Origin of the sequence: Metabacillus sp. Hm71, from assembly GCF_051842955.2 — a bacterium.
Taxonomy (GTDB): Bacteria; Bacillota; Bacilli; order Bacillales; family Bacillaceae; genus Metabacillus.
The window spans coordinates 3,199,222-3,212,919 of sequence record NZ_CM200278.1; the positions used below are offsets into that span (position 1 = coordinate 3,199,222).

Below are 13,698 nucleotides of genomic sequence, written 5' to 3' on the forward strand. Positions count from 1 at the left end.
AAATTTCCTGTGACAAAACAAACTAATTACAAAAAATTATTTGAGGTGTCTCATGAGAAAAGGTCAATCTAAACAATTCCTCGTATTCCAAACGTATACTTGCTACATAGTTTGTACATGTTAAGGGAAAAACTAAGGAGGAATTTTAGTTGGAGTGGATTTTTTTTCTATACCTGTTAAATACGTTCTTTATCTTATTCATAGCAATTTGGGAAGTTCGTCGGCCAGCCAAAGCTTTGAATTGGATAGTAATCGTCCTTGTTTTGCCTGTCATTGGTTTCTTACTATATCTTAGCATATCAAATCCCAAGCTTATTCATCGTAAAAGATTGACCTCTTCTCATAATGAGTCTGATAAGTTACCTGATACATATAGTGATTCAGCATCGATAATCGCCGATGCTTTAAGGTATTTTACTGTAGGCGGGCTTCGAGTCGGCAAAGTCCAAGTACTAAACAATGGAATAGCAAAATATGAACAACTTATCGAATCCCTACAAAAAGCCCAAAAAACCATTGATCTGGAATATTTCATCTATCGGAACGACCAAATTGGTAATCGCATCACAGAACTGCTGATCGAAAAAGCAGTAAATGGAGTGCGGGTTCGTTTTATTAGAGATGGTTGGGGGAGTAAAAAATTTCCGCGTCAAAAAATTCTTCAGATGGTGGAAGCAGGGATAGAATGTCGGACAATATTTCCTTTAAGTTTTCCCTGGATTTTGTCCAATTGGAATTATCGGGATCATTGTAAGATTGTGACGATTGACAGAAAGGAATCCTTTACTGGCGGTATGAACGTTGGGTATGAATATACAGGATTAAAGCCAGACGTAGGATTTTGGAGGGACACTCATTTGCAAATTATAGGGGAAGCAACAGGCGACTTGCAGACTATCTTCGACGTTCATTGGAATATCGCTGTACCAGAACGGATAAAGTCAAAAACAAAATCTGAGGCAACGAAAAAGGCCACTAAAATCCCAAAATATAAATCAAAGGAAATCAATCCAACCGGCAGCATAGATCTTTCAAGATGGTCTGCCGAATTAGGATCTGAGTTATGGCCTATAGAAGGTAAAACAGACAATACCCAAACAAAGACAGGAGAATTGCAAAAAGCATACATCCATACGTTGGAAGGAAACCCTGGAATTCCCACCCCAGTTATACGTCAAACTTACTTTATATGTATAACACAGGCGACTAAGACTATTGATATAACAACACCCTATTTTGTACCAGAAACAGATATTATCATGGCATTAAAGACAGCAGTAGCACGTGGTGTGCGCATAAGATTGCTTGTTCCTCTCCACAATAATCAAAAAATCGTTGACATTGCAAGCCGCACTTATTATGGAGAACTTATAGAGGCTGGAGTCGAAATCTACCAGTACGATAAAGGAATGTTACATGCGAAACTGATGATCATTGATGAGGAAATTGCAGAAGTAGGCGCAGCAAACTATGATATGAGAAGTTTTCGCCTGAATTATGAAGTGTGTCAAGTCGTGTACAGTGCTGATGTGGCAAGGGAACTCACAGAGCAGTTCGAGAGGGATCTTACTGATTCTGTACCATTAAGAATTGAAGACTTGTTGCAACGATCCCTGACCGAGCGCATTGTTGAACAGGGTTCTCGCCTGCTTTCTCCATTATTATAAGTTGATGTATCCTGTTTTTATTGTTCTATCTTAAATCTAGATTTAAAAAATTTGATTGTTTTTAAAATATTTCTGATTCATTTGAAAAAAGTCGAAAACCCGTGTTAGAAGAACTTTCAACATGGGTTTTTTTCTTAATTTACGATGGAAATTCATTACTAAAAAACGGTAATACTAAAAAGGCAGCTCAAAGAGTTTGAATTCAAAAATATCTGTTACCTTTTCATTTAAATATAGAGGTGATATCAATAGATAATATATTTGAAAATCTTAAGGAAATACGTTTATTAGAAGATAAGCTCTATCATTTAGAATTAAATGGTTGGCTAAAAAATGAGTTTTTAACTTGGGAATGGTGGATACTAGTCGTTTTTTTAGTTGTGCCTTGGGTTATATGGGCTAAACTTGTTAAACGAGACATTATTTTAGAAATTTTGTTATTTGGTACCATAATTATCTTGACAACAACCTTATTAGATGTAGTTGGTGCACAATACAGTTTTTGGGATTACCCCATTGCATTCCTACCTTTTATTCCTAGGGCCTTTCCTTTTGATTTTTCAATGGTACCTGTAGCTTACATGTTGTTATATCAATATTTTAGAACATGGAAATCTTTTATTTTAGCCCAGATCATTATGGCACTAACATATGCCTATATAGGTGAACCCTTTTGCGAGTGGGTCAAACTTGTTAATTATTTAGAGTGGAGATACAGATATTCATTCATATATTACATCATTGTTGGAATTGTAACTCGAGCTTTAATACTAAAACTAGCCTCTTTATCTAAACCTCAAGATCTTACAACTAAGTAAAATTTAAATTGGAGGAAAAAACTTTGGAAGAAGTTAATATTGGTTTACTGACGATCAAAGTCATCGTTGGTTTTGCAACTTTATTTTTTATCATTATCATAACAGGCAGAACATCCATCTATCAGTTAACCCCGTTTCACTTAGTTTTTGTGTTAGTACTTGGAGATTTTTTAGGAAATACCATTTATGAAGATAAGGTAGGGATTTTTCATTTTTTATATGCCATCGGATTGTGGACGTTTCTTATGTTGGGAATAGAGTTTATGACTCTAAAAAATAAATCGACACGTTCTCTCTTATTAGGCAATCCTAACATCATCATTCGAGATGGTGTTATGGACAGAAAGTTACTTACAAAGAACAAATTGGATGTAAATCAAGTATTGAGTATACTCCGTCAAAATAATGTCTTTTCAGTTCGCGAAGTCAAATACGGTATATTGGAAGCTAATGGGCAAATAAGTTTATTATTAAAATCCAAGTATCAAAAACCAGACAAGCAAGATCTCAATCTTCCAGAAAGTCCAGTAGACCTCCCAACATCGTTAATTATAGATGGGGAAATTTTATGGGATAATTTACATGAACTCGGATTTGATCAACAGTGGTTAGATAACCAATTAACTACCAATGGATATGATAATGTAAAGCGTATACTTTACGCAGATTGGCGAGAGAGTGAAGGCATACATGTAAGTCCTAAATAAAATTTGTTAGGATAAGAGCACATCAATTTTCTTGGTGAATATAAACTTTAGTCTTCAACAATCAGGCGCTTTAATGAAGTAACTAAAGCCTAATTTTTCACTTATAACACCGAGAAATTAGACTTTTTATATTTTTGATTTCCTTAACGTTGTAAATCCGCATTTTCCTGACGCTACCCCATCTAAGAATTTCTCGTTTTTTTACTACTGGTTTCATCAAAGGAACCCTTCCTTCTTAATTAAATATGGAAGTAGTTTACAATCATAATCATTTAACGACAATAAGAGGGTGACACATAGGGCTTTTCGTCCTTTTATGTCACCCTGCAATTTATTTTTATCTATTAAAAAGTCGCGTAAATCTTTTATTTCATTAATAAATTTATATAGTGATAACTTAGGCAGCTCTTTCCACAACAAGATCACAAAAGATTGGTTTCATGTAGTTAATTTTTACTATCATTTTCAACCATAATAGGTTTGTCAAAAACAAAAACTGTCATCGCAGTATCAATTTCAATATTGATATCTGTAAAAATACTCACAATTTTTGCATTCATCATTTCCTCAAGTTTATTCTTCAAGGTAGGATCTTTATAGATATTCTTTACTAATTCGGTCCGTGCTTCATGAACCATCAACTGCCCCTCTTTTGACTTAATCATAAACTTTTCAACATTCGTTAAATTCCCTTTCATTTCACAAATGACCCAAGGACCTACAATACGAGTATTAATTTCTCTCGGCCCATTGCCAATATATTCCTTTCGTATTTCACGAATCAACATACTAAATTTATGTTCCAAATTCTTTGTCATTCTATCTCTCCTCGTAGCATCATGTTTTCATTTTCACTATGGTTTATTCGTTAACATTTACGAATACGTCATTCATACAGGGTTATGATTGTTTTTCAGATCGATTGCAAGGAAGTTTTAGTTTTTTCCATTTATAATGAACCGATAACATACGAATCAATACAACAAACACCACTATGGTCGTCAATTCTATAGGACTGCTCCAACCAAACCAAATGCAAATAGCACACAAAAATGTAAGCACTGCATGGATTTCTTCCTTTAAAGCAAGGGGGGATCGACCTGCTAACAAATCTCGAACCATACCTCCGCCAACTCCAGTAAACATAGAAGCAATGACAATAATGCCTAGATCATGCTGCAGACTTTTTGCTAACAGTCCCCCTTGGATTGCAAAGGAAGCAAGACCAATTGAGTCAAAGAAATGTCCCCAGCGTTTCCAATGATGAACCCATTTCCTCTCAACGAATACGATTATAGTTAGCGTTATAAATACAATCAGTAAGGATTGACGATCCCATATGTCAGAAATAGGGATATCGAGAACGACGTTTCTAATCACTGCTCCGCCATAAGACGTTGTAAGTCCAAGAACAAAGATTCCAATAAAAGAATATTTGACCTGCATAGCAACAAATGCCCCACTGGCAGCATAAGCAATAATCCGATTATGTGTAAAACCGACCAAGTCAATTGATCCTATCCCCCTTATCAATATGAAAACTAAGTCCTTTTCCCTTGAGAATGCTCCTTTAATCCTGACCCAATTCCTTGCAGTAAATAGAAAGAAAAGGTCAAAGCACGGTTCACATCAGTGTCCCTCATCAGTTTTACTAGATCAAAAACACCCATTTTTTTATTTGCTCTGAGTTCCTTTTCTGCTGTTTGAATTCCTCTCGTCATTCCGTTCAGGATCTTCTTTGTCATTTCCGGATCGAGTTCTGTCAGTGCTCCAGCTGCTGCCATCCCATTGTTAATTGCATTGGTAACAGGTGGACGCAACATTTGTCCGACCGCAATTTTTGCCACTTTTTCTTTCGCCTCAATCAAGCAATTAACAGCTTCAAGAACCCCGCTTTCGTGAAGTTCTTGGAGAAGCTTAATCGTTTCTTGAATTCCATCCGCGTTTTCTGCTAAATTTTGTATAACACTTTCAAGTCTATTAGCCTGTGTTTCCTCTTCCGAAAAAACAGGTTCTTTTATCTTGGTTATTGGTTTCGCCATGATTTCGTTCCCCCTGTTATATTCACATCTGCAATCGGTTCGTAATCCTTTCTAGCCCACTTTCGCTCAACCTGAACTCCCATTTGCGGATTTCGTTTTGCATAACGAGGATTGTATAACGGAAGTGGTGTGCTGCCTTTTACCTTTATTAATTCCATTTTTACTTTTGTCTGTTTATAGGCTGGTGTTTGTGTCCGAACATCACCGACACTTCCAGTTAATAGATTGATAGCATTTTCATGACTGATAGAATGCATAGGGACATAGAGTTCTTTTCCATGGACTCGATCTGTTACGATCGTACGAAGCTTAATCGCACCATAGGGTGACACGAGGCGTACTAGCGAGCCATCTTTTACACCGCGTTCTCGGGAAAGTTCCGGCGAAATTTCCACGAATACCTCCGGTAACTTATACTGAATCCCTTTCGATTTATTCGTCATATTTCCTTCATGGAAATGTTCTAAAAGTCGTCCGTTATTCAATGTAAGGTCGAATTCATGTGAAAACTCAATAGGCGGAACATATTCGACAAGAGAAAAACGAGCTTTTCCATCTGGAAAGTTAAACCGTTTCGTATAAAGAAGCGGTTCATCCGTGCCATCTTTTTGTACTGGCCATATTAAACTGTTCCATCCCTCAAGTCGTTCATAGGACACACCCTCAAAAATTGGAGACAAACTTGCAATCTCATCCATAATTTCGCTTGGATGTTCATAGTTCCAATTAACACCCATATATTTCGCAATTTGTTGAATAATCCACCAATCTGGTTTCGATTCACCTAATGGCTCAAGTGCACGATACAGCCGTTGAATGCGTCGCTCTGTATTGGTGAATGTTCCATCTTTCTCAAGAGACGGAGCTGCCGGTAAGACAACATCGGCAAATTGTGCTGTTTTCGTTAAAAACACATCCTGTACAACAAAAAATTCCAGCTTACTTAGTGTATCATGGACATGGTTTGAATTTGAATCGACCCATGCCATATCTTCTCCCATTAGGTACATGGCTTTTAATTCGCCTTTCTCCACTGCTTCTAACATTTCAATGTTTGTTAGCCCAGGCTTATCTGAAATTTTGACGTTATATGCCTGTTCAAACTTAGCTCGAGCCTTGTTGTCTGATAGACGCTGATTCCCTGGTAGCCATTGCGGCAGAGTCCCCATGTCACAGGAGCCTTGAACATTGTTATGGCCGCGAAGAGGATAGACCCCTGCACCTGGACGGCCAAAGTTCCCTGTGACGAGTAGAAGATTAGCGATAGCTGCTGATGTATGGGATCCTGCAACATGTTGAGTGACACCCATTCCCCATAAAATACATGTTCCATCTGCTTCGTGAATCATTCTGGCCGTTTCGATCAGATGGTCTTTTGAAAGACCAGTTACTTCTTCTGCATAATCAAGTGTGTATTTTTCAAGGAGGTTAAGATACTCACTATATTGATTTACACGTTTTTCAATAAATTTTTCATCATGCCAGCCTTGATCGATGATATATTTAGCAATAGCCGTTATCCAAACATAATCCGTTCCTTGTTTTGGATGTAAAAACAGATCAGAACGCTCAGCCATTTCATGTTTTCGAAGGTCGGAAACAATCAACTTTTGGCCGTATAATTTCTTTGCGCGCTTTACTCGTGTAGCCAAAACGGGATGCCCTTCTGTTGGGTTGGCACCAACAATTATGACAAGACCTGCGGCTGCAATATCTTTAATGGTCCCGGAATCTCCTCCATACCCAACCGTCGCAAGTAAGCCATCAGTAGCAGGAGACTGACAGTATCGCGAACAGTTGTCAATGTTGTTTGATTCAAATACTTGACGTGCTAATTTTTGCATAAGATAGGAGTCTTCATTTGTTGTTTTGGAAGAACTTACAAATCCTAGTGCACGTCCTCCATAGGTTTGTTTAATCGTACCCATTTTTTCTGCAATCAATGTCAAGGCTTCATCCCAAGTTGCAGGGACAAACTCATCCCCTTTTCGTATTAAAGGGGTAGTGAGACGTTGCTCACTATTAACAAAATCCCAGCCAAACTTTCCTTTAACACAGGTAGAAACGCTGTTTACAGGTCCGTTTTCAGTTGGTTCGATTTTTAAGATTTAACGTCCCTTTGTCCATACCTCAAATGAACATCCTACTCCACAAAACGTACAAACGGTTTTGGTTTTCTTCGTACGAGTCTCCCGCATCGCTGCTTCCACTTCTGATAAGGCAAAAATTGTTTTATAATCAGGTTCGACTTCTTTAATGAGATCAACCATAGGATCTAATAAATCCTTTGGAATAGCTGTCATAAGTCCAGCTTCGCCCAACATTGATTTTTCCATTAATGCGTTACATGGACAAACTGTGGCACACTGTCCGCAAGATACACATGAAGATTCATTAATGGATTTACCATTATCCCATATGACACGCGGAATTTCTCGTTCCCAATCAATCGTTAGCGTTTCATTAACCTGCAGATCTTGGCACACTTCTACACAGCGCCCGCAAAGTATACATTGATTAGGATCGTATCGGTAAAAAGGATGTGACATATCTACTTCATATCCTTTTTCTCGGAATGGACGAGTTTGATGTTCAATTTCTAAAAATTCCGCTGTGTTATGAACACGGCAATTCCCGTTATTATTATCGCAAACCGTACAGTAAAGTAAGTGATTCTCCAAAATACGATCCATTGCTTCTGTTTGTGCAGTTTTGGCCCGTTCTGAGGAAGTCAAAATATTCATTCCTTCCTCCATTTGTGTGGAACAGGCCCTCATCATTTTCCCATCGATCTCACACATACACGTATCACATGTTTGTATTGGGCCTAATACTTCTGAATAACAAATATGCGGGTGCTCTATCCCTTGTTGCAAAAGATAATCGAGAATACGAATTCCCTTTTCTACCTCATTTACCTCTCCATTAATCGTCACTCTCACTATTTCAGACAATATAAACTCTCCCTTTTTCCAAAATAAAAAGCCCGCCATAAAATAGTGTGTGTATGACTTTACACAAACTATTTTATGGCGGGCTAATATCTAAGCAGTTAATCCTACTAGTTATCCATCTCACCATTAACAATATAAAAAAGACATAGAAGCAGGCAATTTAGAATTACGTAACATCCATGAACTTTTATACGTAAATTATAATCCTTTTAATATGTAATTTCAATAATAAATTGCTTTTAGAGGTATTTACATAAAAAAGGCAACTATACGCTTATTGAGTACAGAATTTATTTCTTCATTTACACAACGCGAAACATAAGAAGTTTTTGCTTATATTCCATTGAAGAAAAATCAGCTAGTAGCCGTTGCAATGATTGTTGTCATTCCCGTAAATGCCATTTATCCTCAAACTAGCGCTAATCATTAACAGCCATCCTTCCCAGTGGTCCTGTTTCGTCAATAATATCTTGAATATCATATACCGAGATTGGAAACATTGGAAAACCAAAAGCATATGGAGTGATTTCATATAACTGAAAATAAATGACAAGGACTTTATCAGCGATATAAAAATCCTGATTCGGTTTTATCGTTGTAAATTCGTTCAGAGTTTGGATATCACGTTGCTTGATTTGTGTTTGGATGATTCCTGAGAGTCTTTTGACATAATCACTTCCTGGCTTAAACAAGTCTTTAAGCTCACATAGCTTCCCCTTTTGTAAATCAAAAGTTAATGATTTTATAAATGTCATTCCATGGGCAGCATGGTAATGGTAAGTATAATTTGAGAGTGATAAGCTCAAGACTTGACGTTGGTTGTTTTTGATTTCATATTCCCCAATCATTTCTTCAACTGTAGCCGGCATATCTCCAACTTGCTGATTGATCAGCTGCTGGGTGTGATAAATAATCGTTTGATTGATGAACATTTGCAACTGTTGATTTGGCATTCGGACAGCTTTTGGATATACGACTGTTTTTTTCGGACCACTGCTGATTTGAACCGTTTTTATACTAACTGGTAAAGTAATGGGCATCTGATATCCATCCTCATATTTTTTTACCCATTGTATTCTTAATAGGAGGAAAAATGAGTAAAAGTTCAAATATGCAACCAAAGAATTTTCATTTCAAGGGTGTGAGAGTAATTGACGCACCTCCTTAATTTGTGCAAGAATAACTTTAAATAATACTTTTAAGGAAAGTGATCATAAACATGCTTTATATATGGGATATCGAAAAGATCATTAAAGAAACACTAAATGAGCTGAATCTAACTATTAATTATGAATTTACCAATAATCTACCTGTACCTATGAGTTTTAACGTATCAACAAATACGATCAAATTTAACTATCTTCAAGTAAACGCTTACATAGGTAATTTTAAATTCAAAGAGACTGAGGAAAACTTTGTTAAAATTATTCTTTATCATGTGATTGGTTATTATTTGGATTTTAAGAAAAACAAACATGATTTAAGAACTCTCATGTATGGAGACGAAGAAGAAAAAGAAATGCTTAAAGCTGAAATCGAAATGAATGCTTGGGAATATGGGCGAACATTGGTACCTGTAAATGTATTAGATTCCTATGATAAAGTACGTGAATTAGATAAGATGCTATTAAAAACCTATAAATAAGCTATGCAATTTAGGCGCACTAGATTCATTACCCACGGTGGCTAAGCTGTAACGACAATTCGATCAATTTATGGTGAATTAAGAAAAGCGCAAGGTACTTAGCATTCGCCTTATGCTTGTCGCCGAATGCTTAGCGCCTTGCGTTTTTTTAAAAACATGACCTTTTATTACCCTTTTTTCTATAATGCAACGGAGCATAGCCAGTAACTGCTTTAAACACCCTGCCAAAATGGGTCACACTGCCGAAGCCTACCTTTTTGTAAATCAAGTTGACCTTCATGGAAGAGGACTCCAAAAGCTTCTTCGCTTCCTTGATCCTGACGTTGTTCATGTACTCTACGAATGTAAAGCCTGTTACTTCCTTAAAAAAACGGCTTAAATAGTAGGGACTTACGTAGAATTCCTCTGCTACTGATTGTAGCGACAGATCATTCATATAATGATTGTTTATATAGCGGACAACCTCTGATATTCTTTCATGCATCGGACTTGGAGATTCTAATGGCTCGATACTTGTTTGTTTCACATGCCGGCAGCAAATAATGAGCAGCTGAAGCACCAGCGTTTGGGCATACATCTCGAAGCCTGGTCTTTTCTCCCTAATCTCCTGAATGATTGTTTGGGAAAGTGTTTCGATTAAGATCTGCTCTTGCAGAGGACACCTGACAATAATGTACTCTTGTTCAAACAAAGGTTGAAGGATATTTCTATAGGAAGGATTCCCTGCAGCCATGCAGCTCTCATGAATATTTACAATAAGCCGCTCATGCTTTGGCATTTCGGTATTGGTTGTCCGATGCAGAATATTAGGCGAAATGATCACGATATCCCCTTCGTTAATCACTAATGTGCGATCCTTTATAAAAAATTCCCGTTTCCCAGAGATTAAATAGAAAATTTCGAACGTACTGTGAAAATGATTAGCTGGCATATGGTGGCTTAGCGCTTGCCGAAGTGATACCGTAAATGTCTCCTCTGCGTTTTGGAATAGAATGCTTTTCAGCCTGTTCGCCTCCTCTCAGTTTAGTTTTCTTTTATTTTATGCCTCTGGTTCATTTTCTGCAAGATATAAGAGGTTTTTGATTGATTCTGCAAAAAATGTACATATTTTTATGCTAACCTAATCTTAAATATATATAGGAGGGATTTTTAAGATGAATCTTTCAGAAACCAATAAGATATCAACAGAAACACGAAACCCTATTCAATGGGCTGAGAAAGCATGCGAAACGTTAATGGCAAAATTTGAACCGGAGCTCCTTCCGCCTGAGCGATTCCACTATCATCAGGGAGTTTTTCTATCTGGTATGGAGAAAGTCTGGAGGCTGACTCAAAAAGATCAATATTTCGACTATATTAAACGATGGGTGGATAGCCATATTCTCGCAGATGGCAGCGTCCCAAAATGCAAAACAGATGAACTTGATGACATACAGCCGGGTGTGCTTCTCTATACCCTTTATGAGCAAACAGGTGATGAAAAGTATAAGAAAGCGTTGTACAACCTTGTTCCACTCCTAAAATCATGGAAGACCAATCCATCAGGAGGGTTCTGGCACAAGGAGCATTACCCAAATCAAATGTGGCTGGACGGATTATATATGGCCGGGCCGATCGCAGTCCAGTTCGGAAAGACTTTCGATGAAAGCGACTATTTTGATATGATGACCTATCAAGCCATCCTTATGGAGAAGCATACAAAGGATCCGGACACCGGCTTGCTGTATCATGGGTGGGATGAAACGAAAGCAGCCAATTGGGCTGACCCTGTTACTGGCTTGGCTCCAGAGTTCTGGGGACGCGCAATCGGCTGGTACCCTGTGGCTCTGCTGGAAATGTTTGATCACCTTCCAGAGGACCATAAAAATAAGAAAAAGCTGGTCACTATCCTTCAGGACCTGCTCATTGCCCTAACAAAATACCAAGATTCCGAAACTGGCTTATGGTATCAGGTAGTTGACAAAGGTCATCTATCCGATAATTGGCTGGAAAACTCTTGTTCCTCCCTGTTTGTTCAAGCAATTGCTAAAGCTGTCCGTTTAGGCTATTTGGACGGCAAATATATGGAATATGCTTGGAAAGGCTATCAGGGTGTAATTGATACATTGACGTTCGATGAAAATGGAAACGTACTCATTGGCAATATTTGTATCGGTACAGGGATCGGCGACTACGATCACTATATTGCCCGCCCTACCAGCGAGAATGATCTTCACGGAGCTGGAGCGTTTATTCTGATGTGTGCGGAAATGAGTCAGGCGGCAAAATAAGATATATCTTTTGAACAAAACAGGAGCCTTTTTTAGGCTTCTTTTTTCTCCTTTGGTGTCTATATTTGATCAAGCCGTTGAGCTAATACTGCGATCACAAGGTTTGTTTCATCTTTGAAAAACTGGCATCAAACTCCGGAAGCATAAGTAGATAACACAAAATGTCTTGTCCAGACAATAGGACTATTCATTGCAAGCAGAAGCTTTGATAAATTTTTCATAACACTCCTCCTAAATTGAGTTTTTTACAACTTTAGGCACCGTTTTAAAAGGTAAAAACTTATGTTTTAACTGAAGTTTTGGCATTACAACTTATTAGTAGTGTGGGGAATAATTAGCCCATCCTGTAAAGTAGTAACTGGACCATGAGTCATAGATATAAATTTCGTAACTAGCACCTTTCATATTAGTAAACCTTAAAAATCCATCTGAACCAATGGTGTATCTTGATGTGCAATTACCTGTTGTGGGATTGCAAATTTCAGCAGCTAATGCAGGACCGCAATCAGTAACACTCATTTGAGTTGCGACATTATTGTTTCGATTCACTCTACTACAAGAATTTATTTTAATATCAACGGTTTGACCAGATTTAACTTGGATATAGCCATCTGAACCGCCTTCACTCCAACGAGCATTATCAGTCTGAAAATACCATGCAGCAGCAGCTTTAGATTGTGGAAAAAATACAAAAATCATTGAAAAACATAAAATAAACGGTAACATTTTTTACAACCTTTTGAGAGAATATCAATTTTTCTCCTCCTGTAAAGTAAGACTTTAGATTTAACACCAATATAGCTATAATAAATACAAACCGGTTTGTATTTAAATTATAACAAATAACACCCATATAATGGAATAAAAAATGTAAAATTTATACATATTTTTTCAGCGGATGAGAGAATAAAATTTTATAAAAGGGAGTCTTTTACTTATGAGGTACAATACAGGAGAAGAAACAAAAGCAAATATCATTGAATCAGCATTTAAATTATTTGGCACAAAAGGATACGGCAGTACAAGTATAGACGACATATTAAATGAGGTCGGAAGAACAAGAGGAGCATTTTATACTCATTTTAAAAGTAAAGAAGCACTGTTAATGGAAGTCATGCGTATTCGAATGGAGATTCATATGGACGATTTAGAAGATATGTTTAATGAACAAGTCAAGCAGGGGACATTTGAAATTAAGTCCTTTATCCATCAGTTTTTTGAAATCCTAATAAAGACAACAACATCACGTCCATATTGGACAGGCATATATTTAGAATTAATTAAACAAAGCAGCCAATATAAGGAGATACAGGAATGTATTAATAACTCATATGATAGTTGGACGAATTTATTTGAGAAGGTATTTAAAAAAGCTAAAGAGTTAAATCAAATTAAGCCCAATTTAAATGAAAAAATTCTGGCTACTTCATTAGTTGCTTTATATGAAGGATTTGAGATCCATAAATATGTTAACCAAAATGTGAATTTATGTGATCAGATCTTTATGTATGAATGGTTATTTTCAGAGTAAAATAAATCATCTTTACAGAAAGATGGATACTTTATCCTATAATGAATAGCCGAGATTAATATCT

12 protein-coding genes and 1 pseudogene are annotated in these 13,698 nt (G+C 37.0%); 6 read left to right on the forward strand and 7 right to left on the reverse strand.

The window, feature by feature from the left end; all coding sequences use genetic code 11:
- Nucleotides 1-149: 149 nt before the first annotated feature.
- From ACSVDH_RS15575 to ACSVDH_RS15585, 3 genes are all read left to right on the forward strand, one after another.
- Nucleotides 150-1,667 (forward strand): phospholipase D-like domain-containing protein, encoded by a 1,518-nt coding sequence (locus ACSVDH_RS15575; RefSeq protein WP_439251178.1) that lies wholly within the window; start codon nt 150-152, stop codon nt 1,665-1,667.
- 239 nt (nt 1,668-1,906) lie between these two features.
- Nucleotides 1,907-2,485 (forward strand): CBO0543 family protein, encoded by a 579-nt coding sequence (locus ACSVDH_RS15580; protein ID WP_009336498.1) that lies wholly within the window; start codon nt 1,907-1,909, stop codon nt 2,483-2,485.
- 23 nt (nt 2,486-2,508) lie between these two features.
- Complete coding sequence (locus tag ACSVDH_RS15585; protein WP_097159208.1) at nt 2,509-3,192, forward strand: DUF421 domain-containing protein; 684 nt, start codon at nt 2,509-2,511, stop codon at nt 3,190-3,192.
- Nucleotides 3,193-3,638: 446 nt separating this feature from the next.
- Here ACSVDH_RS15585 and ACSVDH_RS15590 read toward each other — a convergent pair whose 3' ends face one another.
- The 5 genes and pseudogenes from ACSVDH_RS15590 to ACSVDH_RS15610 form a co-directional block, all read right to left on the reverse strand.
- Nucleotides 3,639-4,010 (reverse strand): Na-translocating system protein MpsC family protein, encoded by a 372-nt coding sequence (locus ACSVDH_RS15590; RefSeq protein ID WP_439251181.1) that lies wholly within the window; start codon nt 4,008-4,010, stop codon nt 3,639-3,641.
- A gap of 82 nt (nt 4,011-4,092) precedes the next feature.
- Nucleotides 4,093-4,698 (reverse strand): trimeric intracellular cation channel family protein, encoded by a 606-nt coding sequence (locus tag ACSVDH_RS15595; protein WP_439251183.1) that lies wholly within the window; start codon nt 4,696-4,698, stop codon nt 4,093-4,095.
- Between the two features lie 35 nt (nt 4,699-4,733).
- The gene (locus ACSVDH_RS15600; RefSeq protein ID WP_439251185.1) at nt 4,734-5,234 is read right to left on the reverse strand and encodes a helical membrane plugin domain-containing protein; all 501 of its coding nucleotides are present in this window, start codon (nt 5,232-5,234) and stop codon (nt 4,734-4,736) included.
- A pseudogene (fdhF, locus tag ACSVDH_RS15605) lies at nt 5,219-8,315 on the reverse strand (formate dehydrogenase subunit alpha). Before fdhF ends, ACSVDH_RS15600 begins: the two are co-directional and overlap by 16 nt.
- Before the next feature lie 292 nt (nt 8,316-8,607).
- Nucleotides 8,608-9,228 (reverse strand): PdaC/RsiV family protein, encoded by a 621-nt coding sequence (locus tag ACSVDH_RS15610; protein WP_439251187.1) that lies wholly within the window; start codon nt 9,226-9,228, stop codon nt 8,608-8,610.
- Between the two features lie 179 nt (nt 9,229-9,407).
- Here ACSVDH_RS15610 and ACSVDH_RS15615 point away from each other — a divergent pair, with 179 nt between their 5' ends.
- Nucleotides 9,408-9,833 (forward strand): hypothetical protein, encoded by a 426-nt coding sequence (locus ACSVDH_RS15615; protein WP_439251189.1) that lies wholly within the window; start codon nt 9,408-9,410, stop codon nt 9,831-9,833.
- A gap of 148 nt (nt 9,834-9,981) precedes the next feature.
- Here the strand turns inward: ACSVDH_RS15615 and ACSVDH_RS15620 are convergent, their stop codons facing one another.
- Nucleotides 9,982-10,836 (reverse strand): helix-turn-helix domain-containing protein, encoded by an 855-nt coding sequence (locus ACSVDH_RS15620; protein WP_439251544.1) that lies wholly within the window; start codon nt 10,834-10,836, stop codon nt 9,982-9,984.
- 151 nt (nt 10,837-10,987) lie between these two features.
- Here ACSVDH_RS15620 and ACSVDH_RS15625 point away from each other — a divergent pair, with 151 nt between their 5' ends.
- Nucleotides 10,988-12,103 (forward strand): glycoside hydrolase family 88/105 protein, encoded by a 1,116-nt coding sequence (locus tag ACSVDH_RS15625; protein ID WP_439251191.1) that lies wholly within the window; start codon nt 10,988-10,990, stop codon nt 12,101-12,103.
- 315 nt (nt 12,104-12,418) lie between these two features.
- On the opposite strand, the gene ACSVDH_RS15630 is transcribed toward ACSVDH_RS15625, so the two are convergent.
- A complete protein-coding gene (locus ACSVDH_RS15630) occupies nt 12,419-12,829 on the reverse strand; it encodes a hypothetical protein (RefSeq protein WP_439251192.1) in 411 nt (136 codons plus the stop codon).
- Between the two features lie 211 nt (nt 12,830-13,040).
- On the opposite strand from ACSVDH_RS15630, the gene ACSVDH_RS15635 reads away from it, so the two are divergent.
- Nucleotides 13,041-13,634, forward strand: coding sequence for a TetR/AcrR family transcriptional regulator (locus ACSVDH_RS15635; protein WP_439251193.1), 594 nt, complete (start codon nt 13,041-13,043; stop codon nt 13,632-13,634).
- The last annotated feature ends 64 nt before the right edge of the window (nt 13,635-13,698 follow it).